General features: G+C 63.1%; 22 protein-coding genes. 16 read left to right on the top strand and 6 right to left on the bottom strand.

What is annotated here, in order from left to right; translation table 11 throughout:
• Positions 1-18: 18 nt before the first annotated feature.
• Complete coding sequence (locus GTP58_RS00240) at positions 19-330, top strand: hypothetical protein (RefSeq protein ID WP_161075808.1); 312 nt, start codon at positions 19-21, stop codon at positions 328-330.
• Here the strand turns inward: GTP58_RS00240 and GTP58_RS00235 are convergent.
• On the bottom strand, positions 309-1,049 hold the full coding sequence (locus GTP58_RS00235; RefSeq protein WP_161075807.1) for an NAD(P)H-dependent oxidoreductase: 741 nt from the start codon (positions 1,047-1,049) through the stop codon (positions 309-311). The two genes, GTP58_RS00240 and GTP58_RS00235, sit on opposite strands and share 22 nt — an antisense overlap.
• 81 nt (positions 1,050-1,130) lie before the next feature.
• Here GTP58_RS00235 and GTP58_RS00230 point away from each other — a divergent pair, with 81 nt between their 5' ends.
• Positions 1,131-2,024 (top strand): LysR family transcriptional regulator, encoded by an 894-nt coding sequence (locus tag GTP58_RS00230; RefSeq protein WP_161075806.1) that lies wholly within the window; start codon positions 1,131-1,133, stop codon positions 2,022-2,024.
• Positions 2,025-2,051: 27 nt separating this feature from the next.
• Here GTP58_RS00230 and eda read toward each other — a convergent pair whose 3' ends face one another.
• Positions 2,052-2,678 carry a bifunctional 4-hydroxy-2-oxoglutarate aldolase/2-dehydro-3-deoxy-phosphogluconate aldolase gene (gene eda, locus GTP58_RS00225; RefSeq protein WP_072781309.1) on the bottom strand — a complete coding sequence of 209 codons (627 nt, stop codon included), beginning with the start codon at positions 2,676-2,678 and terminating at the stop codon, positions 2,052-2,054.
• 3 nt (positions 2,679-2,681) lie between these two features.
• On the bottom strand, positions 2,682-4,604 hold the full coding sequence (gene edd, locus GTP58_RS00220) for a phosphogluconate dehydratase (protein ID WP_161075805.1): 1,923 nt from the start codon (positions 4,602-4,604) through the stop codon (positions 2,682-2,684).
• Positions 4,605-4,816: 212 nt separating this feature from the next.
• Here edd and pgi point away from each other — a divergent pair, with 212 nt between their 5' ends.
• The 14 genes from pgi (at position 4,817) to GTP58_RS00150 (ending at position 23,444) form a co-directional block, all read left to right on the top strand.
• A complete protein-coding gene (gene pgi, locus GTP58_RS00215) occupies positions 4,817-6,469 on the top strand; it encodes a glucose-6-phosphate isomerase (RefSeq protein ID WP_161075804.1) in 1,653 nt (550 codons plus the stop codon).
• On the top strand, positions 6,466-7,365 hold the full coding sequence (locus tag GTP58_RS00210; RefSeq protein ID WP_161075803.1) for an SMP-30/gluconolactonase/LRE family protein: 900 nt from the start codon (positions 6,466-6,468) through the stop codon (positions 7,363-7,365). The genes pgi and GTP58_RS00210 overlap by 4 nt, the downstream gene beginning before the upstream one ends.
• Before the next feature lie 233 nt (positions 7,366-7,598).
• A complete protein-coding gene (zwf, locus tag GTP58_RS00205; RefSeq protein ID WP_072781316.1) occupies positions 7,599-9,071 on the top strand; it encodes a glucose-6-phosphate dehydrogenase in 1,473 nt (490 codons plus the stop codon).
• Positions 9,072-9,077: 6 nt separating this feature from the next.
• The gene (locus GTP58_RS00200; RefSeq protein ID WP_072781318.1) at positions 9,078-9,932 is read left to right on the top strand and encodes an SIS domain-containing protein; all 855 of its coding nucleotides are present in this window, start codon (positions 9,078-9,080) and stop codon (positions 9,930-9,932) included.
• Between the two features lie 111 nt (positions 9,933-10,043).
• Entirely contained in the window at positions 10,044-10,673 is a 630-nt protein-coding gene (locus GTP58_RS00195; RefSeq protein ID WP_161075802.1) for a hypothetical protein, read from the top strand.
• 115 nt (positions 10,674-10,788) lie between these two features.
• Positions 10,789-12,210 (top strand): ATPase domain-containing protein, encoded by a 1,422-nt coding sequence (locus GTP58_RS00190; RefSeq protein WP_161075801.1) that lies wholly within the window; start codon positions 10,789-10,791, stop codon positions 12,208-12,210.
• An 8-nt stretch (positions 12,211-12,218) separates the two neighbouring features.
• Positions 12,219-12,602, top strand: coding sequence for a response regulator (locus GTP58_RS00185; protein WP_161075800.1), 384 nt, complete (start codon positions 12,219-12,221; stop codon positions 12,600-12,602).
• A gap of 32 nt (positions 12,603-12,634) precedes the next feature.
• Positions 12,635-13,498 (top strand): DMT family transporter, encoded by an 864-nt coding sequence (locus GTP58_RS00180; protein WP_161075799.1) that lies wholly within the window; start codon positions 12,635-12,637, stop codon positions 13,496-13,498.
• A 71-nt stretch (positions 13,499-13,569) separates the two neighbouring features.
• The gene (gene tal / locus GTP58_RS00175; protein WP_161075798.1) at positions 13,570-14,505 is read left to right on the top strand and encodes a transaldolase; all 936 of its coding nucleotides are present in this window, start codon (positions 13,570-13,572) and stop codon (positions 14,503-14,505) included.
• A 145-nt stretch (positions 14,506-14,650) separates the two neighbouring features.
• Positions 14,651-15,823 carry an efflux RND transporter periplasmic adaptor subunit gene (locus tag GTP58_RS00170; protein ID WP_161075797.1) on the top strand — a complete coding sequence of 391 codons (1,173 nt, stop codon included), beginning with the start codon at positions 14,651-14,653 and terminating at the stop codon, positions 15,821-15,823.
• Between the two features lie 12 nt (positions 15,824-15,835).
• Positions 15,836-18,988 carry an efflux RND transporter permease subunit gene (locus GTP58_RS00165; protein WP_161075796.1) on the top strand — a complete coding sequence of 1,051 codons (3,153 nt, stop codon included), beginning with the start codon at positions 15,836-15,838 and terminating at the stop codon, positions 18,986-18,988.
• On the top strand, positions 18,981-20,447 hold the full coding sequence (locus GTP58_RS00160; RefSeq protein ID WP_161077216.1) for an efflux transporter outer membrane subunit: 1,467 nt from the start codon (positions 18,981-18,983) through the stop codon (positions 20,445-20,447). The genes GTP58_RS00165 and GTP58_RS00160 overlap by 8 nt, the downstream gene beginning before the upstream one ends.
• A 107-nt stretch (positions 20,448-20,554) precedes the next feature.
• Positions 20,555-21,628, top strand: coding sequence for a patatin-like phospholipase family protein (locus GTP58_RS00155; protein WP_161075795.1), 1,074 nt, complete (start codon positions 20,555-20,557; stop codon positions 21,626-21,628).
• Between the two features lie 94 nt (positions 21,629-21,722).
• Complete coding sequence (locus tag GTP58_RS00150) at positions 21,723-23,444, top strand: methyl-accepting chemotaxis protein (RefSeq protein ID WP_161075794.1); 1,722 nt, start codon at positions 21,723-21,725, stop codon at positions 23,442-23,444.
• Here the strand turns inward: GTP58_RS00150 and hemW are convergent.
• From hemW to GTP58_RS00135, 3 genes are read right to left on the bottom strand one after another with little or no spacing between them, the layout of a single operon-like run.
• Positions 23,441-24,691 (bottom strand): radical SAM family heme chaperone HemW, encoded by a 1,251-nt coding sequence (hemW, locus tag GTP58_RS00145; protein WP_161075793.1) that lies wholly within the window; start codon positions 24,689-24,691, stop codon positions 23,441-23,443. The two genes, GTP58_RS00150 and hemW, sit on opposite strands and share 4 nt — an antisense overlap.
• Complete coding sequence (gene rdgB, locus GTP58_RS00140; protein ID WP_072781336.1) at positions 24,688-25,275, bottom strand: RdgB/HAM1 family non-canonical purine NTP pyrophosphatase; 588 nt, start codon at positions 25,273-25,275, stop codon at positions 24,688-24,690. Before rdgB ends, hemW begins: the two co-directional genes overlap by 4 nt.
• Before the next feature lie 46 nt (positions 25,276-25,321).
• Positions 25,322-26,329 carry an NADP-dependent oxidoreductase gene (locus GTP58_RS00135; RefSeq protein WP_161075792.1) on the bottom strand — a complete coding sequence of 336 codons (1,008 nt, stop codon included), beginning with the start codon at positions 26,327-26,329 and terminating at the stop codon, positions 25,322-25,324.
• Between the last annotated feature and the right edge of the window lie 5 nt (positions 26,330-26,334).

Here is a 26,334-nt window from a genome sequence, read left to right as displayed (position 1 = left end):
TGTCGATGGAGGGGCACGATGCGGTTTAAATTTGAAACCAGGCGGCATGGACGATGTCTTGCGGAGACCGAGCATGATGACGATGCGATTCGGGTCGAGATCTGGTACGACCAGAATACCGATCCGAAGAAGGTCGAGTACCTGCTGCATATTACCGACCTGCCGCTGCCCAAGCAGATCACCGAGGCCGGCGCCCTGCAGGATGCGACACGCATCGCCGTCAATCACTTCTACGCTACCAAGACCAAGGACGGCGATGAGTTTGAAATGCACTGCAGCCGGATCACCGCGCGCTGGCCTGGGACGCTTTACAACAAGCTGGGCGGCTGAGCCAGATGCGCCTTGAAGCCTTGCGCACCGGGCGCCAGTGCCGCTTTTAAGGTCATCGCGGGAATGTCATAGTCGCCGTCATTCTGGCGCCGGAAAGGAATCGGCGCCGTCGTCGCCAGCGTGTCCAGCCGCTGGCCCAGTTGCGTGCATGCTTCGGCAAAAAGCGCCTCGTTCATGCATCCCGTGCGGTACAGCAGGAATGGTGGCAGCACCTCCATACCAGGGTAGAACAGGATGCCATGATGGATGGGGAATAGCAGCTCATCGATCGCGCCATTGATGCCGCGCGGGCTGTAATGCGACTCCCACCCACCGGCCGTCACCAGCAGCATGGCGCGCTTGCCCGCCAGCGTGCCTTCGCCGTAGCGGTCACCCCAGCGCTGATCCGAATGCTCACCGACGCCGTAACCAAAGCCCAGCGTGTACACGCGCTCCACCCAGCCCTTCATAATCGCGGGCATGGAGAACCACCACAGCGGGAACTGGAAGATCACCGTATCCGCCCAGCGCAGTTTTTCCTGCTCGCTCAAGATGTCGGCGCGGTGATCGGCGCGCTCAGGGATTTCTTCCGTCTGCAGTATCGCGTTCCACTCCATCGCATACAGGTCAGAGACTTGTACCGTGTGGCCGCCAGCTTGCAGATGCCGGACGGCGTAGTCCTTGAGCGAGGCATTCAGCGACTGTGGATCGGGATGGGCATAAACGATGAGGACATTCATATCTGGCTCCGGTAAGAAAACCTCAGCTTACGGCGGCATCAGGTATAGTAGAAATGAATTCCCAATATCCCAGCTATAGACATGAATAATCTCAGGAGACTGGACCTCAACCTGCTGGTGACGCTCGACGTACTGCTGGCCGAGCACAACGTCACGCGCGCAGCGGAGCGGCTGAACTTTTCGCAGCCGTCGATCAGCGTTCACCTGGCCAAGCTGCGCGATATTTTCGGCGATCCACTGCTGCTGCCAGGGCCGCGCGGCATGCGCCCCACCGCGCGCGCGGAAGCATTGCGCGAACCGCTGAAGCAGGCACTCGAAGCACTGGGCCGCGCCGTCTCGCCCGCCGCCGCATTTGATCCTGCGCACGCGGACAATACCTGGCGCGTCGCCGCCACCGACTACGGCGAATCCACCATCGTACTGCCCGCGATGGCCAGCCTGCGCGCCGCCGCGCCAGGCACGCGGCTGGCTGTCATGGAACTGGCACCGAACCATATCGCACGCCAGGCCGAGCAAGGCATCATCGACCTCGCCTTCCATATCACTGAAGAGGCGCCGCCGGGCATGCGTCACCGGCTGTTATTTGAAGAGCGCTATGTGCTGGCGGGACGCGCCGGCCATCCGCGTTTGAAGCGCAAGCCGACGCTCAAACAGTTGTGCGAACTGGAACACGTCATCGTCTCGCCGGACGGCGGCGGTTTCAGCGGCATCACCGACACCGTGCTGGCGCAGGCCGGCCTGACGCGACGCGTCGTGCTCTCCGTGCCCCACTTCCTGTTTGTGATCTCGGCACTGGCCAGCACCGATCTGGTGGCCATGCTGCCCGAGCGTCTGGTACGCGGCAACACTGCGCTGCGCACCGTGGAAGCGCCAGTCGCGCTGCCTGGCTACGAAATGGCCATGCTATGGCACGAGCGCGTCCACCGCGACCCAGCCCACCAATGGCTGCGCGAGCACATTGGTGCGAGCCTATGAAAAACGGCGCCGAGGCGCCGTTGTCGTTTAAGCCCGCAGGCTGCTCGCCAGTCTGGCGATTTCGGTGATCTTGTCCCACTCGCCAGCGGCGATCAGGTCTTTCGGCGTCAGCCAGGAGCCGCCGACGCAGGCCACGTTCTTCAGTTTCAGGAACTGCGGCGCGGTTTCTTGCGAAATGCCGCCGGTCGGGCAGAAGGTGACGTCCGGCAGCGGACCGCCAATCCCGTTCAACATGCCAACGCCACCCGCCGGTACGGCCGGGAACAGTTTCAGCTGCTTGAAGCCATGCTCGCGCGCCACCATCACTTCCGATGGCGTCATCACGCCTGGCAGCAGCGGCAGGCCGCTGCTCTTGGCGGCGGCGATCAGCGCCGGGGTCAGGCCGGGCGATACGCCAAACACGGCGCCCGCATCACGTGCAGCGGCAAATTCTTCCGGCTGCGTCAGGGTGCCGACGCCGACGATGGCGCCTTCCACTTCGCTCATGGCCTTGATCGCGCCCAGGCCGTGCTTGGTGCGCAGGGTTACTTCCAGCACGCGGATGCCACCAGCCACCAGCGCTTTCGCCAGCGGTACGGCGTGTTCAGGTTCGTCAATCGCGATCACCGGGATCACGGCCGAAGTACGCATAATGTCGAGCAGAGTCATGGTCATGATTTAAACTTCTTTCTTCGTCGAGAAATCTTCATCGGAACCCGGCACGGTATTGCCTACCGGGTCTTTGTCATGCAGGCCTATCGTGGTAGGAATTGGCGATGGCAGCGGGAAGGTGGTCGCGCCCTTCTCTGCTTCGCAGACGCTGGCGCGGAACATGGCGAACAGCTCGCGGCCCATGCCCACGTGATTCGGCGACATGTCGGCATGCGCCATCGAACGTGCATGCCACACGGCGGAATCCACCAGCGCTTCCAGCGTGCCGGTTTCAGCGCAGACCTTGAGGATGTCGCCATCGCGCACCAGGCCCAGTGGACCGCCCGCCAGGATTTCTGGCGACACGTGGATCGCCGCCGGCACCTTGCCCGACGCGCCGGACATGCGGCCATCGGTCACCAGCGCCACTTTGCGGCCTGCGTCCTGCAGGTTGGCCAGCGCTGGCGTCAGCGCGTGCAGTTCCGGCATGCCGTTGGCACGCGGACCCTGGAAGCGGATCACGGCGACAAAGTCGCGGTCCAGCTGGCCGGCCTTGTACGCATCCATGAAATCTTCCTGCGAGTTGAACACCAGCGCCGGTGCTTCCACCGTGCGATGCTGCGGCTTCACGGCCGACACTTTCATCACGGCGCGGCCCAGGTTACCCTGCACCAGCACCATGCCGCCGTCCGGCGAGAATGGATTGCCCGCCTTGCGCAGCACTTTGTCGTCGCCCGATTCAGCTGGCGAATCCTTGAAGACCACGCCCTTGTCGCCCTCGCCCAGGAACGGCTCGGCGCAGTGCTTGCGCAGGCCTTTGCCCAGGATGGTGGTAACGTCGTCGTGCAGCAGGCCGACATCCAGCAGCTCGCGGATGACAAAACCGGTACCGCCTGCGGCGTGGAAGTGGTTCACGTCCGCTTCGCCGTTCGGGTAGATACGGCACAGCAGCGGCACCACTTTCGACAGTTCGTCGAAGTCGTTCCAGTCGATCACGATGCCGGCCGCTTTTGCAATCGCCACCAGGTGCAGCGTGTGGTTGGTGGAACCACCGGTGGTCAGCAGCGCGACAATCGCGTTGACGATGGATTTTTCATCGATCACATGGCCGACCGGGATGTATTCGCTGCCCTGGTCCGTAATCACCGCGGCGCGTTGCGCGGCAGCCTTGGTCAGTTCATCGCGCAGCGGCGTGTTCGGCGTAATGAAGGCGGCGCCTGGCAGGTGCAGGCCCATGACTTCCATCAGCATCTGGTTGGAGTTGGCGGTGCCGTAGAAAGTACAGGTGCCAGCGCTGTGATAGGACTGCGATTCGCCTTCCAGCAGCTCGGCGCGGCCGACCTTGCCCTGTGCGTACAGCTGGCGGATCTTGGCTTTTTCCGAATTCGACAGGCCGGTGGTCATCGGGCCGGCCGGCACAAACACGGCTGGCAGATGACCGAAGTGCAGCGCGCCGATCAGCAGGCCCGGGACGATCTTGTCGCACACGCCCAGGTACAGCGCGGCGTCGAACATATTGTGCGACAGCGCCACTGCAGCCGACATGGCAATCGCGTCGCGCGAGAACAGGGACAGTTCCATGCCCGGCTGGCCTTGCGTGACGCCGTCGCACATGGCCGGCGTGCCGCCCGCAAACTGCGCCACCGCGCCCACTTCGCGCACGGCTTGCTTGATGATTTCAGGATAACGCTCGAACGGCTGGTGCGCCGACAGCATGTCGTTGTAGGCCGAAACAATCGCCACCGATGGCTTTTTGATTTCCTTCAGCACCAGCTTGTCGTTGGCCGGGAAGGCGGCAAAGCCGTGCGCCAGGTTGGTACACGCCAGGGTGCCGCGCTGCGGGCCTTTGACACGGGCCGCTTCGAGGTGCGCCAGATACGCGCCGCGTGATGGTTTGCTGCGCTGAATAATGCGATTGGTGACAGTTTCCAGGACTGGATGCAACGCCATGATCGTTCCTTATGTATGGATTCCGTGAAATTTTACTACAAAAATACAAATCCCACCGGCTTTTATTGGACGGGCTGGCCTACGCTGGCGGTCATCGCATGGTCACACTACCCCTCTGAAACGCAGAAATATTCAGCGCACGTCATCAAACCGTAGTGAATTTACCTGATTTTCCTGTATTATTTCGCCATCCCCTCCCTACTGACAAGATTATGCGCCAGCCTGCACTTACTTCGACCGCCAGTTTCCAAGCCCTCGCATCCCATGCTGTCAATGCCAAAACCTGGCAAATGCGCCAGCTGTTTGCCGCCAACCCGCAACGCTTTCCCGAGTTGACGGTCGATGCGGCCGGCCTGTTCCTGGACTATTCCAAGAATCGCCTGGATGCCACCACCGTCGGCCTGCTGCTGGATCTGGCCCGCGAACGCGGCGTGGAACGCCAGCGCGACGCCATGCTCGGCGGCGAGAAGATTAATCTTACCGAACATCGCGCCGTACTGCACACAGCGTTGCGTATGCCGCGCGGCAAAGCCCTGGTGGTGGATGGCCAGGACGTCAACGCCGACGTGCATGCGGTGCTGGACCACATTAAGGACTTCACTGACCGCGTACGCAATGGCCAGTGGCTGGGCTATACCGGCAAGCCGATCACGGATGTGGTCAATGTCGGCATCGGCGGTTCGGACCTGGGACCGAAAATGGCGGTACTGGCACTGCGCTCGTACGCCCATCCGCGCCTGAAAATGCACTTCGTCTCCAACGTGGACGGCCATGATATGGACGCCGCGCTGGCGCAGGTGAATCCGGAAACCACGCTGTTCATCATCGCCTCCAAGACCTTCACCACGGCAGAAACCATGCTGAACGCGGGCACTGCACGCACCTGGTTCCTGCAGAACGGCGGCAAACAGGACAACCTGGCCAAGCACTTTGTCGCCGTCTCGACCAACACCAAGGCGGTGGCGGACTTCGGCATCGATACCGCCAATATGTTCCCGTTCTGGGACTGGGTGGGCGGCCGTTACTCGGTATGGTCGGCGATCGGCCTGTCGGTCGCGCTGGCGGTGGGCTTGGGCTACTTCAGCGACTTCCTGGCTGGCGCCCACGCCATGGATGAACACTTCCGCGAGGCGCCGCTGGAGCAGAACATGCCGGTGCTGCTGGCCATGGTCGGTTTCTGGAACCGCCAGTTCCTCGACGCCAGCTCGCTGTCGATCGCGCCTTACCATCAGGACCTGAACCGCTTCCCGGCCTATTTGCAACAGCTGGACATGGAATCCAACGGCAAGCGCATCACGCGCGGCGGCGCGGCAGTCGATACGCCAACCTGCCCGGTGGTGTGGGGCGAGTGCGGCACCAATGCGCAGCACGCGTACTTCCAGCTGCTGCATCAGGGCACCGACGTGACGCCGATCGATTTTATCGCCGCGCTGCGCGCGACGCATGACCTGGCAGGCCATCACGATGCACTGCTGGCCAACTGCTTCGCGCAGTCGGAAGCCTTCATGACCGGCAAGACCGCAGACGAAGTGCGCGCCGACCTGGCCGACGCACAATTGAGCGTCGAAGAAATCGAAGCGCTGGTGCCGCACAAGACCTTCCCGGGCAACCGTCCGTCCAACACCATCCTGATGGACCAGCTGACGCCAGCTGCGCTGGGCGCGCTGATCGCACTGTACGAGCACAAGACCTTTGTGCAGGGCGTGATCTGGGACGTGAACAGCTTTGACCAGTGGGGCGTTGAACTGGGCAAGGTCCTGGCCAAAAACATCCAGTCCGAGCTGACCGGCGAGGTCAAGCCGGAGCGTCACGATAGCTCGACCAATGGCCTGATCGTGATGGCGAAAGCGGCGCAACACATATGAGCACTTCCGACATCAAGGTAGCTTACGACGCGGTGATGCAAACGGGCGAATGCCCGCTGTGGCATCCACAGGAACAGGCGCTGTACTGGGTGGATATTCCCGCCTTCACCGTACACCGCCTCGATCCGGCCAGCGGCGCGCACCGCGCCTGGAAGCTGGCCAGCGAGCCGGCCACGCTGGGCATCAGCGACCAGGGCGGCCTGATTGTCGCCCTGCGCAGCGGCTTTGCGCACCTGGACACCAGCAGCGATGAAGTGAAACTGACGGAGATCGCAGCAGCGCCGTACGACCAGGCCATCACGCGCTTCAATGATGGCCATGTCGATCCGGCGGGCCGCTTCTGGGTCGGCACGATTTATGAGCCGCGCGACAAGCCGGCAGCGGAAATGTATGTGCTGGAAAAAGGCGCGCTGCGCAAGGTGTGGTCGGGTGGCATGACCAACTCGAATGGTTCGGGTTTCAGCCCGGACCAGAAGACCATGTACCACGCCGACACCGCTGCGCACCGCGTGACAAGGCTGGACTACGACGTCGCCACCGGCACCGTCGCCAATCAGCGCCTGCTGCACCAGTTCTCGATGGACAAGGAAAACAACTACGGCGGCCGTCCCGACGGTGCCGCCGTGGACAGCGAGGGTAACTACTGGGTGGCGATGTTTGAAGGCGCGCGTATTGCCAAGCTGTCGCCGGAAGGCGTGCTGCTGGGCGAAATCACGCTGCCGGTGCGCTGTCCGACCATGCCGGCGTTTGGCGGTCCGGATCTGAAGACCCTGTACGTGACCAGCGCCGGCGCCCGTCCGGCGCCGGAACTGGCGCAGTATCCGCTGAGCGGCAAGCTGCTGGCGATTCCGATGGATGTCGCCGGCCGCGCCGAGCCAACTTACCGCAGCGCTTAACCCACACTACGGCAAGAGGGGTCTGACCCCGTACGGGGTCAGACCCCGCGACGGATCGCCGTGCGGGTATAGCGCAAGCAATGACTGGCCAGCTTATAATCCACCTACATCACCCCATAGGGCAATGTAGTAAAATTTCTTGCAAACCACCTTTATAAGTAGTAAATTTACACTGGCTGCCGCGCCTGCGCGCGGCGATTCCTTCTGCACTTTCTTGCGACGATTTTCATACTATGGCTCTTTCCGATTTTGATCTGGTTCTGTTTGGCGGCAGCGGCGATCTGGCGATGCGCAAATTGCTGCCCGCGATGTACGCGCGTGACGTCGCCAATGACTTGCCGCCGACCGCCCGCATTATCTGCGTCGGCCGCGCAGACGCCAGCCAGGAAGAATTCCTGCAAACCGTCGAGACCACGTCCAAACCGCTGATCAAGTCGCCCGCCGTGGCGCCGGCAGCGTGGGCGCGCTTTACCGCGCGTATCGTCTACGTGTCGCTCAACGCGACCGATTCCGGCAGCTACAAGTCGCTGGTGGACGCGCTGCGCAAGGAAGAGAACATCACCAAGGTCTACTACCTGGCGACGCCGCCAGCCATCTTCGCGCAGATTTGCGAGAACCTGAAAGAGAACGGCCTGGTCACGCCGAATTCGCGCGTGGTGCTGGAAAAGCCGCTGGGCCGCGACCTGGCCTCGGCCAAGCAGATCAACGCCGAAGTCGGCAAGGTATTCGAGGAATCGCAGATCTACCGTATCGACCATTACCTGGGCAAGGAGACCGTGCAGAATCTGCTGGCCCTGCGCTTCGGTAACATCCTGTTCGAGCCGCTGTGGCGCCGCGAATGGATCTCCGACGTGCAGATCACCATTGCCGAGAAGCTGGGCGTGGGCAACCGCATGGGCTACTACGACACCTCGGGCGCGCTGCGCGACATGCTGCAGAACCACCTGCTGCAACTGCTGTGTATCGTCGCCATGGAGCCGCCAACCTCGATCGCGCCGGATGCCGTGCGTGACGCCAAGCTGCAGGTGCTGCGCTCGCTGAAAAAATTCACGCCGACCACGCTGGCGCAGAACATCGTGCGCGGCCAGTACCGCGCCGGCCATGTGGACGGCAAGGCCGTGCCAAGCTACCGCGACGAGCCGGATGCGCCGGAACACTCGCGCACCGAAACCTTCGTCGCCATGAAAGCGGAAATCGACACCTGGCGCTGGGCCGGCGTGCCGTTCTACCTGCGCACTGGTAAGCGCATGGCGGACGGTCTGGCGGAAATCGTGGTGCGCTTCAAGCAGATTCCGCACTCGATCTTTGCCCAGCCGACCAACAGCTTCCAGCCAAATTCGCTGGTGATCCGCCTGCAGCCCGACGAAGGCCTGCGCATGAACCTGATGGCGAAAACCCCAGGCGACGGCATGCGTTTGAAACAGGCGGAGCTGGAACTGGACTTCCGCGAGCAGTTCAAGACGCCGCGCATGGAAGCCTACGAACGCCTGCTGCTCGACGTGCTGCGCGGCCAGCTGACCCTGTTCATGCGCGGCGACGAGCTGGAAGCCGCGTGGGAATGGGTCGAACCTATCCTCGACAACTGGGAATCGGACGACAGCTATCCTATCCCTTACGCCGCAGGCACCTGGGGTCCTGCTGCGGCATCGGCCCTGATCGGCCGCGATGGCCTGCAATGGCGCGAAGAAGCGCTACCGGAAGATTAATCACGCATGCTACTCGACTCCATCCGTACCCAACTCGACTCGCTCTCCAAATCGGAGCGCAAGGTCGCGTTGGCAGTGCTCGACCACCCGACGCAGACGGTCAACCAGAATATCACCGCGCTTGCCAAAAGCGCGCAGGTGTCCGAACCGACCGTGGTACGTTTTTGCCGTACGCTGGGCTATGACGGCTGGCATGAGTTCAAGCTCAAGCTGGCCCAGGGCCTGGCGCTGGCCCTGCCGGGCCTGAACGAGCAGCCTACCCAGGACGACCTGGCGGCAGACCTGGTCAACAAGATCTGCAGCCGTTCGATCAACACCCTGCTGGACCTGCGCAACAACCTCGATCCGGAAGCGATCCAGAAGGCGCTGGACATCCTGTCCAAGGCCAACAAGATCGAGTTCTACGGCCAGGGCACGTCCGGCATCGTGGCAGCCGATGCGCAGCACAAGTTCTTCCGCTCCGGCGTGCCGACCGTGGCCTATGCCGATCCGCATATCCACAGCATCGCCGCTGCCCTGCTGCGCACCGGCGATGCGCTGGTGGCAATTTCCCAGCGCGGCAACAGCCCGTCGCTGGTGCGCTCGGTCAAGCTGGCGCGCCGCGGTGGCGCCGAGGTGATCGTGCTGGCGCCGTCGGGCACGCCGCTGGCGGAACTGGCCACGGTGCTGATTCCGATTGACCTGATCTTCAACATCGACCCGTACACGCCAATTTCCGCGCGCCTGGCCTACCTGGTGGTGATTGACGTGCTGGCGGTCGGTCTGGCGCTGCAGCGCGGCCCCGAGTTCCGTAAAAAGATGCAAAACGCACAAAAAGCGTTGCAGGAATTCGACTTGCAATTCGACTCCTTCATTGGCTGACGCCCCTCAGTAACATTTTGCAATATCTGTCAGGCCGGGATTTACGCTCCCGGCCGTTGCCTGAGTGAACGCTCTGGCCTAGCCTGTGATGACTCACCACAGGAGGCAATCATGAGCAATGAGCATTTCGGCTTCGGTTCACACGGCAATGGCTTCAATGGCGGCGGCAACGCCACCTACAGTTTCACGCTGACCAGCGGCGCGATCACCGCCGTTGCCGTCACTGAAACCCACGGCAGCCGCAGCAGCACGCACAGCGTCGATATCGGCCCCACCACCAGCTACACGGTCGGCACCGACGGCAAGATCACTGAAACCTCGGTGGTCGGCAACGCGGTGGAAACCACGGTCTACGTTGCAGGCAGTACTGCCGGCCAGTACACCATCCAGTCCGAGACCCACACTTACATTGCGCAAGGCACGGCCACCACCCGCCTCGACGTCGAGCCTTACGACCGCGCCAAGTTCACCATCGGCACTGGCGGCGCCGTCACCGCGGTTGACCGCGTGCTGCCCGACGGCAGCACCAAGTCGGTCACCATCGGCAGCGCCACCACCTATACCCAGCTGGCCGCCGGCTATGTGCTGGAAGTGCAGACCCACGGCAGCCACAGCAATTACGAGGTCTACCACGACGGCAATGGTGATGGCATCTATACCGAAATCGCCCATGGCAGCGGCAGCACGGTGGACCTGGTAGGCCTGCAAACCCAGGTCAGCAGTATCAATGGCGTGCTCTAAGTCAATGTGCCGGTCGGTGCGCCAGCGAGCGCACCGGACTCGATAGAACTTCTATAATCGTCCACAGTACGTTACAGTGTCGCTGTTGCCTCACCCGTAATATTGCGACTTGGACATGAACACGACGCGCATCCCCCTGCTGCACACCGGCGTACCCGGCCTGGACCACATCCTGGGCGGCGGCTTCCCTGCGCATAGCTTGTACCTCATCGAAGGCCTGGCCGGCAGCGGCAAGACCACGCTGGCCTGCCAGATCGGCTTCCAGCACGCGCACCAGGGCAAGAAGGTGCTGATCCTGACGCTGATCGCCGAGACCCATAACAAGATGCTCAACCACCTGAGCAACTTCTCCTTCTTTGATGAAAGCCTGGTCACCGAACGCATCCTGTTCCTCGGCGCTTACAACGAGCTGCTGCGCGGCGGCCTGCGCGCGCTGCAGAAGCTGATTGCCGCCACACTGGCCGAACAGCGTCCCGACATCATGATCATCGACGGCTTCCGCACCGTGCGCGAGGCCACGCCGTCAGATATGTCGCTGTCCGAATTCATGCTGTCCCTGAATTCGCTGGTGTCGACCATGGAGTGCACCACCTTCCTGCTGTCGCCAACCGAGGGCAATGTGGCCGACTCGGAAAACACGCTGGTCGATGGCCTCATCGAACTGAGCCAGTTTGAGCGCGGCATGCAGCTGATCCGCGAAATCAAGGTCTACAAACTGCGCGGCTCCAAGCACATGCTGGGCCGGCATGTGTTTGAAGTGGGCGCCGGCGGCGTCACCATCTACCCGCGTCTGGAAGCGATCAACAGCGCGGCCGGCGCCGAGCCGCCACAAGCACTGTCCCAGCTCAGCTTTGGTATCCAAGGCTGGGACCTGCTGACCAACGGCGGCGTGCTGGGCGGCTCCACCACGGCGCTGCTGGGCAACCCCGGCGTTGGCAAGACGCTGATGGCGCTGCACTTCATTTACGATGGCCTCAAGCGCGGCGAAACCTGCCTCATCGTCGGCTTCCATGAATCGCCGGCACGGCTGCTGGAAAAGGGCCGCAGCGTCGGCATCGACCTGCAGCCGCACCTCGACAGCGGCAAGCTGCAAGTGATCTGGCATCCTCCGCTGGAAGTGCTGGTGGATGCGCTGGCGCAGCAGGTGCTGCACAATGTCGAGCAGCGCAAGGTGGTGCGGCTGGTGATCGATGGCATCGACGCGCTGCGCGAAATCATCCTGCATACGCACCGCTCGCGCTCCTTCCTGGTGGCGTTCGTGAACGAACTGCGGCACCGCCATGTGACCACCTTCTTTACGCAGGAGCTGCCCTATTTCGCCCATGGCACCGCCAAGCCGGAAGCGTCGGAGTCGATGCTGTTCGAGAACATCATCCTGCTGCGCTATGTGGATGTGGGCGGCATCAACCGGCGTCAGATCGGCGTGCTGAAACTGCGCGAAAACAGCTATGACGCCGCCAACCATGTCCTGTTGATTTCCAACCAGGGCATGAGTATCGAAGGACCGGCATCCTTCCAGCGCGCACAGCCGCTCTAAGGCGCCCCATGAACTCCCCGCCCTCCACCGCCGGCCCGCTGATCCTGCTGGTCGACGACGAATTCGACGTGCTGAGCGCCTACAGCATGCTGTTCGAATATCACGGCTACCGCGTGCTGACGGCCAACAACGGCGCCGAAGCGCTGGCGATCGCCGCCATGACGCGGCCGGACATCGTGCTGTCCGACCTGATGATGCCGGTGATGGACGGCGCCCGCCTGTGCCTCGCCTGGCGCGACGATGCGCAACTACGCAACATTCCCTTCATCCTGACCAGTGCCGGCATGATCAAAGAACCCGCGCTGCCGTATGATACCTACTTCAAGAAGCCAGTGCGCTTTGAATTGCTGCTGGCCGAAATCGAGAGGCTGATCGCACCAAAGGGGAAATAATGCGCGCCACTGCCCGGACCACTGGCTAGCTGATGGACAGTTCCGTCGTCACCGTCGTCCTGTTTGCCGCACTGCTGCACGCGACCTGGAACGCCCTGGTCAAAGCCGGCCCCGATAAATACCTGACCACCTTGCTGGTGGCCTGCGGCGCCGGCCTGGTCTCGTTGCCACTGCTGCCGTTCATTGCGACACCTGCGCAGGACAGCTGGCCGTGGCTGATCGCCTCCGCCTGCTGCCAGGTGATTTACTACCGTTTGCTGGCCGCTGCCTACCGCCACGGCGACATGAGCCAGGCCTACCCGCTGATGCGCGGCGCCGCGCCGCTGCTGGTGGCGCTGGCCAGTGTGCCGCTGCTGGGCGAGCGCCTGCACCTGAGCCAGGATATCGCCGTCATGCTGATCTGCGGCGGCGTGCTGACGCTGACCATCCTGCGTGGCGCCAACGCCGGCGCTGACACCGCCGCCAACCGCGGCGCGCGCCGCCGGGCAACCAGCTACGCGCTCCTCAACGCCGCTGTCATCGCCGGCTACACCATGATCGATGCCGTCGGCGTGCGCCGCTCCGGCGCGCCTGCCGCCTACACCATGTGGCTGTTCGTGCTGACCGCCGTGATGCTGCTGCTGTGTTCCACCCACCGCTGGCGCGAGCTGCCCGCCTACGCCCGCACGCACCTGCGCGTGATGCTGCTGGGCGGGGTCGGTACGCTGGCGTCCTACGGCCTGGCGCTGTGGGCGATGACACAGGCGCCGGTGGCCGCCGTCGCCGCGCTGCGCGAAACCTCGATCCTGTTTGCCGCCGCGATTGCCGCCCTGTTCCTGCGCGAGCGGCTGGCGCCCGGCCGCATCCTGGCGATTACCCTGATCGCCTGTGGCGCAATTGTCATGCGCCTCGGTTGAACTGGGCTGTTACGGGCTGGTAGGAGTAAAATAAGCGCGACTACAACTCTCTTATCAGATTGGCAGCGTTTATGAACCAACTCGAACAACTCAAGCAATACACCACCGTCGTCGCCGATACCGGCGACTTCCAGGCCATCCAGCAATACACCCCGCGCGACGCGACCACCAACCCGTCGCTGATCCTGAAAGCGGTGCAAAAAGACGAGTACAAACCGCTGCTGGAAAAAGCCGTGCGCGACAACCTCGACGCCAGCACCGGCGAAGTGATCGACCACCTGCTGGTCGCCTTCGGCAAGCAGATCCTGCGCGTGATTCCTGGCCGCGTCTCGACCGAGATCGACGCCGCCCTGTCGTTCAACACTGCGGCCTCGGTGGCCAAAGGGCGTGAACTCATCAAGCTGTACGAAAAGAACGGCATCGAGCGCGAGCGCGTGCTGATCAAGATGGCCTCGACCTGGGAAGGCATCCGCGCCGCCGAGATCCTGGAGAAGGAAGGCATCCACACCAACATGACGCTGCTGTTCTCGCTGCCACAGGCAATCGCCTGCGCCGAAGCGGGCGCCAAGCTGATTTCGCCCTTCGTCGGCCGCATCTACGACTGGTACAAGAAAAACACCGGCATCGAATACGAAGGCGCGGAAGACCCGGGCGTGCAGTCGGTCAAGCGCATCTACAACTACTACCGCAAGTTCGGCTACAGCACTGAAGTGATGGGCGCCAGCTTCCGCAACGTCGGCCAGATCCTGGAACTGGCGGGCTGCGACCTGCTGACCATCAGCCCGGACCTGCTGCAAAAACTGGCGGACACCAACGCCCCGGTCGAGCGCAAACTGAGTTCGGACAGCGGCAAGAGCGCCGCCATCGGCAAGATCGCCGTCGACGAAGCCACCTTCCGCTTCATGATGAACGAAGATGCGATGGCCACCGAGAAAACCGCCGAAGGCATCCGCGCCTTCGTCGCCGACACCGGCAAACTCAAGCAAATCATCTCCGGCATGCGTTAATCCTTAGCGCCGGCCGGCACCAGGGCAGAAGCGCGGCGCAGGCCGTTCTTCTGCCTTTTTTGCATTTGGGACCGGTCCCAACGTGGTTTTTCTGACTGTATTACAATCTTGCATCAACTATAAAACCCACTCGCGAGACCAGTCCATGAGATCCGTTCCTCGTAGCACCGCTGTTGCCGTCGCCGTTCTCACCCTTTTGAGCGCCTGCGGCGACAAGGCGGCGCCGCCTGCCGCCCCACCGCCCGCCACCGTTGCTGTCATCACCGTCAATCCCGCCACCGTTACGCTGAGCAGCGAACTGCCGGGCCGCACGGAAGCCTCGCGCATTGCGCAGGTGCGCGCGCGTACCGCCGGCATCGTGCTGCAACGGATGTACAAGGAAGGTGGCGACGTCAAGGCCGGCGAGGTGCTGTTCCGCATCGATCCGGCGCAGTTCCAGGCCTCTTTCGACAGCGCCCAGGCAGCCGTGGCCAAGGCGGAAGCCAACCTGGCGCAGGCGGACCTCAAGGTAAAACGGTATAAACCATTGTTGGCGGCGCAGGCCGTCAGCCAGCAGGAATACGACGACGCTGTCACCGCGCAGAAGCAGGCCGCGGCCGACCTGGCCAACAACAAAGCGGCCCGCACCAATGCCGGGCTGACGCTGGGCTATGCAACCGTCACCTCGCCGATCGCCGGCCGCGTCAGCCGCGCGCTGGTGACCGAGGGCGCGCTGGTCGGCCAGGGCGAAGCGACGCCGATGGCCACCGTGCAGCAACTGGACCCGATCTACGTCACCATCACCCAGTCCTCCACCGAGGTGCTGAAATTGAAAAGCGCGCTGGCCAGCGGCAAGCTGAAAAGCGCCGGCAAGGACCAGGCGCGCGTGACGCTGGTGACGGAAGACGGGCAGGTCTATCGGCAGGCGGGCAAGCTGCTGTTCTCGGATGTGTCGGTGGATGAGAGCACCGGCTCGGTCTCGATGCGCGCCGAATTCCCCAATCCGGACCGTATTCTGCTGCCGGGCATGTATGTGCGCGCGCGGCTGGAGCAAGGCGTCAGCGATGCCGCCATCACCGTGCCGCAGCAGGCGATCGTGCGGACCAATGAAGGTTCGACGGTGCTGATCGTCGGCGCCGACAACAAGGTGGCTTCGCAGCCTGTCGTCGCCAACGCCAACGACGGCAACAACTGGGTGGTCAGCGCCGGCCTCAAAGGCGGCGAGCGCATCGTGGTCGAAGGCTTCCAGAAAGCCAAGCCTGGCGCCACCGTGAATCCGCAGCCGTGGAAGGGCCCGGCCGGCAGTGCCGCCGCGCCAGCCGCCAGCGCCGCCAAATAACCGGGAGCCCACATGGCCAAGTTCTTCATTGACCGCCCGGTCTTCGCATGGGTCATCGCCCTGTTCATTCTGCTGGGCGGGATGCTGGCGATTACCGTGCTGCCGGTCGCACAGTACCCGACCATCGCACCGCCATCCATCGTGGTGACGGCCACCTACCCTGGCGCCACCGCGCAAGTGCTGGACGACGCTGTCACCAGCGTCATCGAACAGGAGATGAACGGCGCCGACGGCCTGCAATACGTCGAATCGCAAAGCGAAGCCAATGGCGCCGTCACCATCACCGTCACCTTCGTCCCCGGCACCAATCCCGACCTGGCGGCGGTGGACGTCCAGAACCGCATCAAGCGCGTGGAATCGCGCCTGCCGGCCGCCGTCACGCAGCAAGGTGTGCAGGTCAACAAGGCTCGTTCCAACATCCTGATGTTCGTCGGCCTGACCTCCACCGATGGCCGCCTCGATCCAACCGGCTTGGGCGACTACATGGCGCGCAACGTCGTCAATGAAATCAAGCGCATTCCCGGTGTCGGCCAGGCGCAGTTGTTCGGCACCGAGCGCGCCATGCGTATCTGGGTCGATCCGCAAAAACTGCTCGGCCTGAAAATGACCATGGCCGACGTCACCGCCGCCATCCGCGCGCAAAATGCGCAGGTCACCTCCGGCACGCTGGGCGACCTGCCCAGCCCTGCGCAGCAAACCTTCTCGGCGCCGATCGTGGTGACGGGCCAGCTGTCGTCCACCACCGAGTTTGGCGAGATCGTCCTGCGCGCCAATCCCAATGGCTCGCTGGTGCGGCTGAAAGACGTGGCCCGCATCGAAATGGGCGGCGCCAGCTTCAACATCAGCGCACGCCTGAATGGCGCACCGTTTTCGGCAATTGCCGTGCAGCTGTCGCTGACCGGTAACGCGCTGCAAACCGCCACCGCCGTCAAAGACAAGATGGAGCAGCTGTCAAAATACTTCCCGCCTGGCGTCAAGTACACCATCCCTTACGACACCTCGCTGTTCGTCAAGATCTCGATTGAAGAAGTGGTCAAGACCCTGCTGGAAGCGGTGGTGCTGGTGTTCCTGGTGATGTACCTGTTCCTGCAAAACATCCGCTACACGCTGATTCCGACCATCGTCGTGCCGGTGGCGTTGATGGGTACCTTCGCCGCGATGCAGCTGTTTGGCTTCTCCATCAACGTGCTGACCATGTTCGGCATGGTGCTGGCGATCGGCATTCTGGTCGACGACGCCATCGTGGTGGTGGAAAACGTCGAACGCATCATGAGCGAAGAAGGCCTGTCGCCGCGCGACGCCACGCGCAAGGCCATGGGCCAGATCACCGGCGCAATCATCGGCATTACGCTGGTGCTGGTGGCCGTGTTCATTCCCATGGCCTTCTTCGGCGGCGCCGTGGGCGCCATCTACCGCCAGTTCTCGCTGGCGATGGTGTCGGCCATGCTGTTCTCCGCGCTGATGGCGCTGACGCTGACGCCAGCGCTGTGCGCCACCATGCTCAAGCCGGTGGAGGCGGGACACCACCACGAGAAGAAAGGCTTCTTCGGCTGGTTCAACCGCAAGTTCGCCGTCACCGCGACCGGTTACCAGGGCGTGATTGCCAACATCCTCAAGCGCACCGGCCGCTACCTGATAATCTTCGCGCTGCTGTGCGGCGTGGTGGGCTGGCTGTATGCGCGCCTGCCCTCGTCGTTCCTGCCCAACGAAGACCAGGGCTACCTGATCGCCAACGTCCAGCTGCCGGCGGGCGCATCGACCAGCCGCACGCAAGCCGTGCTGGCGCAGGCCGACGCCTACTTCCGCAAACAGCCAGGCGTGGCGCGCACTATCGCCGTGGCGGGCTTCTCGTTCTCCGGCAACGGCCAGAACGCGGGCCTGGTATTCATCCCGCTCAAAGACTGGAAAGAGCGCGGACCGGACGAATCGGCACAGGCGATTGCGCAGCGCGCGTTTGGCGCGCTGTCCTCGATCCCGGACGCCATCATCTTCCCGCTCAGCCCTCCGCCGATCCGCGAACTCGGTAACGCCACCGGCATCACCGCGCGCCTGCAGGACCGCAGCGCGCAGGGCCACGATGCGCTGATCGCCGCGCGCAACCAGCTGCTGGGTCTTGCCGGCAAAAGCGACATCCTCAAAGGCGTACGTCCCGAAGGCCTGGAAGATGCGCCGCAGCTGCAAGTGGACATCGACCGCGAAAAAGCCAATGCACTGGGTGTCTCGTTTGCTGACGTCAACGCCATGATGTCCACCGCGCTGGGCTCCTCCTACGTCAACGACTTCGCCAGCTCCGGCCGCCAGCAGCGCGTGATCGTGCAGGCCGACGCGCCACGCCGCCTGCAACCGCAGGACATCATGCAGCTCAACGTGCGCAGCGCCAGCGGCACCATGGTGCCCTTCTCCTCGTTCGCATCGTCGCACTGGATACAAGGTCCGGTGCAGCTGGTGCGCTACAACGGCTATCCGGCCATCAAACTGACGGGCGACGCCGCGCCAGGCCGCTCCACCGGCGAAGCGATGGCAGAACTGGAACGCCTTGCGCAGCAGCTGCCACCGGGCTTCGGCATCGAATGGACCGGCCAGTCGCTGGAAGAAAAAACCTCCGGTTCGCAAGCGCCGATGCTGTTTGCGCTGTCGCTGCTGGCCGCCTTCCTGGTGCTGGCCGCGCTGTATGAAAGCGAATCGATCCCGATTGCCGTGCTGCTGGTTGTGCCGCTTGGGGTGCTGGGTGCGCTGCTGGGCGCCTCCTTGCGCGGCCTGCCGAACGACGTCTACTTCAAGGTCGGCCTGATTGCGATTATCGGCCTGTCGGCCAAGAACGCGATCCTGATTATCGAATTCGCCAAAGACCTGCAGGCACAGGGCAAAGGCCTGATCGAAGCGACGCTGGAAGCCGTGCACCTGCGTTTCCGCCCCATCATCATGACCTCGCTGGCGTTCATCCTCGGCGTGCTGCCGCTGGTGATCGCCACCGGCGCGGGTTCCGCCAGCCAGCGCGCCATCGGCACGGGCGTGATGGGCGGGATGATCACCGCGACCGTGCTGGCCGTATTCCTGGTGCCGGTATTCTTCGTGGTGGTCCGCAAGATCTTCAAGGGCAGCGAACGCCAGCGCAAACTGGCCGCACATGAACTGAACGACAAACACCATGAAACCTATGACTAAGCCCGTTCCCTTCGCAGGCGCGCCGCGCGCCGCATTGCTGACCGCTGCGCTACTTGGCGCATCGCTGCTGTCCGCCTGCTCGATGGCGCCAACTTATGAACGCCCTGCGGCGCCTGTGGCAGCAACCTTCCCGTCCGACAGCGCCGGCGCGGCCTCGCGCACCAGCGTGCCATTGCCGCTGGCCGGCAACGCCAGGACCGCGGTCGATACCGGCTGGCGCGACTACTTCACCGATCAGCGCCTGCAATCGCTGATCGCCGCCTCGCTGGAAAACAACCGCGACCTGCGCACCGCCGTGCTGCGCATCGAAGAAGCGCGCGCGCTGTACAACGTGCAGTCGGCCGACCGCCTGCCCAACGTCAATGCCAGCTTCGGCGAAACGCGCGCCAAGACACCGGCCTTCCTGTCGTCCACGGGCCAGACCACCATCGGCAAACGCTACGACATCGGCGCCTCGGTCTCCGCGTTTGAACTCGACTTCTTCGGCCGCGTAAAAAGCCTGAACGACGCCGCCCTGGCCAGCTACCTGGCCACAGAAGAAGCACGCAGCGCGGCGCAGATCGCGCTGGTGTCGCAAGTCGCCCAGGCCTACTACACCGAACGCGCCTACGCCGAACAGTACGCACTGGCGCAGCAAACCTACGAAGCACGCGCGCGCACCTACAAGCTCACGCAGCAGCGCGCCGAAGTAGGCGCTTCATCACGCCTCGACCTGCGCTCCAACGAAACGCTGATGGAAACCGCACGCGCATCCGCGTTGACCTTGGCGCGCCAGCGCGCACAGGCCGAAAACGCACTCACGCTGCTGGTCGGCCAGCCCCCCGCATCCGCTGCCAGCGGCGCCATGCCGACCGACGCCCAACTCGACGCCCTGAACGCGTTGCCGGAAGGCCTGCCATCCGACCTGCTGACGCGCCGCCCCGACATCCGCAGCGCCGAGCAGCGCCTGAAATCCGCCAACGCCAACATCGGCGCCGCGCGTGCCGCCTTCTTCCCGCGCATCAGCCTGACAGCAGCAATCGGCAGCAGCAGCCCATCGCTGCATGGCCTGTTTGACAGCGGCTCCGGCAGCTGGTCCTTCGCCCCACAACTGACGCTGCCCATCTTCGACGCCGGCCGCAACAGCGCCAACCTGACACTGTCCGAAGTACGCAAAAACATCGCCGTCGCCGACTACGAAAAAACCATCCAGACCGCGTTCCGCGAAGTGGCGGACGCACTGGCCGCGCGCGACTACCTGGGCGAACAGGTCAACGCCCAGCGCGCAGTGCAGGAAGCGCAAGCCGACCGGCTAAAACTGCTGCAACTACGCTTCGACAACGGCGTCGCCAGCACACTGGACGTGCTGGACGCCCAGCGCGAACTATTCAGCGCCCAGCAATCGCTGGTGCAGGCCCGCCTGCTGCGCACCACCACCGCCATCGACCTCTACCGCGCCCTCGGCGGCGGCCTTCGTTAACCTCCGGGGTCAGGTCCGTCATTTCTACACGACCTCTGCTGTAGCGCTGTCCCTACAGCAGAGGTCGTGTAGAAATGACGGACCTGACCCCGGATTAGGAATATTGCATGAGCTCACCTATCACGATTCGCCTGGGCCAGCGGGCCAGGCAGCGGATTGCGGCCGAAGGCTTGCAGGCTGCTGATATTGCGATCATCCCTGCCGCCGCCGGCGGTCCCAAGGGGCTGATTCTGCATGGGCTGGATTGCTGGATGTTTGGTGAGTTTTTCCGGCACGCGCCACGTCAGCGCCGTCTGGTCGGCGCGTCGATCGGCGCCTGGCGCATGGCGGCGTCGGCGTTTGATGATCCGGTCGCCGCGCACAAGCGCCTGGCGCGGCTGTATGCCGGCCAGCGCTATCCGGACAAGGTGACGCCGGATTATGTCAGCCGCACTTGCCGCGCCCTGCTCGATGAGGTGCTCGATGGCCGTGTCGCCGAGCCGCTGCAGCACCCCCACCATCACCTCTCGGTGCTGACGGTGCACGGTATCGGCAGGCTGGCCAATACCCAGGGCACGCGCTGGCGCGAAATGGCCGGCTTCCTGATGGCCGCTGCCGGCAACGCCATGTCGCGCAACCGTCTGGCGGCGTCGATGGAGCGGGTGATCTTCCATCACCAGCATGACGACGCGCGCTGGCTGCGTGATGGTTTCGATGCCTTCTCCAGCCACTTCGTCGGCCTGTCTGAAGCCAATCTGCGTGATGCGCTGCTGGCCTCGGGTTCGATTCCGCTGGTGCTGGAAGCCGTTACCCATATCGCCGGCGCGCCCGATGGCGCTTACTGGGATGGCGGCTTGATCGACTATCACCTGCATCTGCCCTACCAGCGCGATCCCGGCCTGGTGCTGTACCCGCACTTCAACGATTACATCGTTCCGGGCTGGCTCGATAAATCCATGCCGTGGCGCCGCGCCAAAGACCACGCGCTGGAGAATATGATTCTGGTGTCGCCGTCGCCGGAGTTTGTCGCTACACTTCCCAACGCCAAGCTGCCCGACCGCAAGGACTTCAATGTCTATGGCCAGGACCACGACCGCCGCAACCGCGACTGGTTGCAGGCCGTCGGCGAAAGCGAGCGCATGGCCGAGGCCTTTGCGCGCTGGGCCGAAAAACCGGACCTGCATCTGACCAGCAGTTTCTGACTGTTCCCAAAAAGCAACAGAAGTTAGCGAAGGCGCCGTTTCGGCGCAGGACAGGCGCATACTTGTATCCCGCATGCTGGAGGGAGTGAAGATCATGAACGTTCTGTCGCAAATGCGTATCGGTACCCGCCTCGCTTTCGGCTTTGCCGTGGTACTGCTGCTGGCGATCCTTGCCACTTCGGTTGCGCTGGTCAACGCCCGCGCCAACGCCCAGGCCACGCGCGCCATGATGGAGCAGCCGCTTGCCAAGGAACGCCTGGTGTCCGACTGGTATGTGCTGATTTATTCCGCCATCGCCCGCACCGCGCTGATCGCCCGCAGCACGGACGACAAGCTCTCCGACACCTTTGCCGAGACCATCAGCGCCAGCACCAAGCGTGGCAGCGAGCTGCTGGCGCAGATCAAGGAACTGCTGGCCACGGATGAAGAACGCAAGATGTACGAAGAGATCACTGAACTCCGCAGCAAGTATCAAAAGTCCAAAACGGATGTGATGAACGCGCGCAAAGCCAGCGACGCGGCCAAGGCCGAGCAGCTGTTCAAGGATGCCTTTACGCCTTCCGCCGACGCTTACCAGAACCGCGTGAAGAGTTTCCTCGCCATGCAGCGCAAGGCGATCGACGATACCGCGCATGCCATCGATGCGGCCAACAGCCGCGCCAACAGTTTGCTGATGCTATTGGCCTTGCTGATGGTGAGCATAGGCTCTGTCGCCGCCTGGATTATTTCGCGCTCGATTACGGTGCCGCTGAAATCCGCAGTGGACATCGCGGCCACGGTGGCCAACGGTGATCTGACCACGCAGTTCAATGCGCAAGACAACAAGGATGAAATCGGCGATCTGATGAAAGCCCTGCGCGGCATGAATGATTCGCTGCGCGAGGTGGTCAGCCAGGTGCAGGTTGGCACCAACACCATCGCCACCGCCTCCAACCAGATCGCTGCGGGGAATATGGATCTGTCGCAGCGCACCGAGGAGCAAGCCAGCTCGCTGGAGGAGACCGCGTCGTCAATGGAAGAACTGACCTCCACCGTGCGTCAGAATGCGGAAAACGCCAAGCAGGCCAACCAGCTGGCGCAAGCCGCTTCCAGCGTGGCCGAGAAAGGCGGCGACATCGTCGGCCAGGTGGTGAACACCATGGGTTCCATCAATGACTCTTCGCGCAAGATTTACGACATCATCAGCGTCATCGACAGCATCGCCTTCCAGACCAACATCCTTGCCCTGAACGCGGCGGTGGAAGCCGCGCGTGCCGGTGAACAGGGGCGCGGCTTTGCGGTGGTGGCGTCGGAGGTGCGCAACCTGGCGCAGCGCTCGGCCGGTGCGGCCAAGGAGATCAAGGAGTTGATCGGTAATTCGGTGGAACAGGTGGGCATCGGCTCCAAACTGGTGCAGCAGGCTGGCAGCACCATGGACGATGTGGTGGCCAGCGTGCGCCGCGTTACCGACATCATGGGCGAGATTACCTCGGCCAGCAGTGAGCAGAGCATCGGCATCGATCAGGTCAATACGGCGATCACGCAAATGGATCAGGTGACGCAGCAGAATGCCGCGCTGGTCGAACAAGCCGCTGCCGCCGCAGCCAGCATGCAGGAACAGGCGATACGTCTGGCGGACGTGGCATCCTCGTTCAAGCTGGGGAATGAGGGCTTGCATGGCGCATTGACAGCAACAGCACCGGCGCCCCGCAAGCTGGCCACAGCGCGGCCGGTTGTTGTGGCGAAAGGCGCTGCCGCCAAACGCCCTGCACCACGGCTGGCCAGCGCCAGCAAGCCCGCTGCCGTTGGCAGCGACAAGGAATGGGAAGAGTTTTAACCCTTCAGGAACATCTCTTGCAGATCATTGAGGAAGCGCTGGCCTAACACGGTCGGCTTGATGATCTTGTAGTCGCGATAGAGCAGTCCCTTGGCTTCCGCTTCGTTGAGGGTCTTGTCAATCGCGTTGATGCTCATGCCGGTACGCTCGCTGAACAGGTTGGGATCAAAGCCCTCATGCAGGCGCAGCGTGTTGAGCATGAATTCAAAGCCCATGTCCTCGCGCTCGATCTCGTATTCTTCCTGGATCGGTGCGCCCAGCTTCACCTGCTCCATATAGGCCTTGGGCTGCTTGTAGCGTGCCTGGCGCAGGATGCGGTGCGGGAACGACAGCTTGGAGTGTGCGCCCGCGCCGATGCCGAGGTAGTCGCCAAACTCCCAGTAGTTCAGATTGTGGCGCGCGCGGTGGCCCTTCTTCGCGTACGCGGAAATCTCGTACTGTTCGTAGCCGTTGGCCTTGGTCAGTTCGGCGATCATGTCCTGCATGTCGGCGCTGGCGTCGTCGTCGGGCAGCGTTGGCGGATACTTGGCAAACAGCGTGTTCGGCTCCATCGTCAGATGGTACAGCGACAGATGCGGTGGATTGAAGGCCATGGCCGTCTCTACGTCCTGGCGCGCTTCTTCCAGCGTCTGCGACGGCAGCGCGTACATCAGGTCCAGGTTGAAGTTATCGAAGTTGGCGAAAGCGATTTCCACCGCGCGTTTGGCTTCGTTGTCGTCGTGGATGCGTCCCAGCGCTTTCAGATGGCGCTCGTTAAAGCTCTGAATGCCGATCGACAGGCGGTTCACGCCACTCGCGCGGTAGGACTTGAACTTTTCCGCTTCGAAGGTGCCAGGGTTGGCTTCCATCGTGATCTCGCAATCGCTGTCCAGCGGCAGCAAGGTGCGGACGTCGGACAGCAGGCGATCCAGCCCGGCGGCCGACATCAGGCTGGGTGTACCGCCGCCAATGAAGATGGTGTAGATCTTGCGGCCCCAGATCAGCGGCAAGGCCTGTTCCAGGTCGGCGCGCACGGCGTCGAGGTATTCCTGTTCCGGGAAGGCGCCACCGTCCTTGGCTTCATGCGAATTGAAATCGCAGTACGGGCATTTGCGCACGCACCACGGGAAATGGATGTACAGCGACAGCGGCGGCAGCGCCGTCAGGTTCAGCGCACCGCCTTGCAGGTATTTCGCAGCGACGCCGGCAGACTCGCTGATGTCGCGCGCTGGCTTGGTGCTTGCGCCGACGACTTTAATCGGGATCATTTTTTCAGCTTCTCTACCAGGGCGCGCAATGCCTGGCCGCGGTGCGACATGGCGTTCTTTTCATCGGCACTGAGTTCGGCAGCGCACTTGTCCAGCGACGGGATGTAGAAGTACGGGTCGTAACCAAAGCCGCCATTGCCGCGCGGCGTATCGATCATGACGCCGTTCCAGCGGCCGTCAGCGATCACCGGCTGGGGATCGTCGGCATGGCGCACGAACACCAGTACGCAGTAGTAGTATGCGGACTTGTCTTCATGCTTCGCCAGTTCGGCGATCATTTTTTCGTTGTTGCGGGCGTCCGATTTCGGTTCACCGGCAAAGCGGGCCGAATACACGCCCGGCGCGCCGCCCAACGCATTGATGCACACGCCAGAGTCATCGGCCAGCGCAGGCAAGCCTGTCAGACGCGCGGCGTGACGGGCCTTTTGCAGTGCATTTTCGACAAACGTGTGAAAAGGTTCATCTGCTTCAGGCACATCGTATTCGCCCTGCGCATGGACGGAGAAACCCACGGTGGACAGCAGTTCGTTGAATTCCTTGAGTTTGCCGGCGTTGTTGGAGGCGAGGATCAGGCGTTGGGTCATGGTGAGTCGGCGACATAAATTCGATGAAGCCGACATTGTAAACCCTTTAGCCCTGCGCCACCTTCAGTACCAGTTTGCCGTTATTGGAACCATCGAACAGCTTCTGGAAGGTTTCCGGGAAGGTCTCCAGGCCCGTCACCACGTCTTCACGCGTTTTCAGCTGGCCGGCGCGCAGCCAGCCCGCCATATCGGTGATGGCTTCTTTCGCGCGCGGGTAGTAGTCGGCCACCATCACGCCGCGCAGCGTGGCGCGCTTGACCATGATCTGCAGGTAGTTGGCCGGACCGCGCGCCTGCTCCAGATTGTTGTACTGCGAAATGGCGCCGCAAATCACCACGCGGGCGTGCATGGCCAGGTTGCCGAGCACCGCATCCAGAATCTCGCCGCCGACGTTATCGAAGAACACGTCCACGCCTTGCGGGCAGCGCTGCCTGAGGGCCTTGGCCACATTTTCGGATTTGTAGTCGATGGCGGCGTCAAAGCCCAGCTCTTCGACCAGGTAGCGGCACTTGTCCGCACCGCCGGCGATGCCGACCACGCGTGCGCCCTTGATCTTGGCGATCTGGCCCACCGTGGCGCCTACCGCGCCAGCTGCGCCGGAAACCACCACCGTTTCACCGGCCTTCGGCTGGCCGACATCCAGCAGGCCAAAGTAGGCCGTCATGCCGGTCATGCCCAGCGTGCCAAGGAACAGCGGCAGCGGCGCCAGTGCAGGATCCACCTTGAACAGGCCCTGGCCCGTGGAGATGGCGTATTCCTGCACGCCCAGCAGGCCGGTAACGTGGTCGCCCACCGCAAACGCGGCATTGCGCGAATCGATCACGCGGCCGGCGGCAATCGCGCGCATCACATCGCCCAGCGCGACTGGCGGCATGTAGGAGTTTTCGCTGGCGTTCATCCAGCCGCGCATGGCCGGGTCGAGCGAGATGTAGGCGGTCTGGATCAGCACTTCGCCATCGGCCAGGGCGCGCACTTCCTCGCTACCGTAGCTAAAGTCACTGCGTTTGACGGCGCCTGCCGGGCGGCCGGTGAGACGGAATTGATGATTCAGCATGGTGG

The organism is Duganella sp. CY15W, from assembly GCF_009857555.1.
GTDB lineage: Bacteria > Pseudomonadota > Gammaproteobacteria > Burkholderiales > Burkholderiaceae_D > Rugamonas > Rugamonas sacchari.
This window is presented reverse-complemented; position numbering and strand designations above follow the sequence as displayed.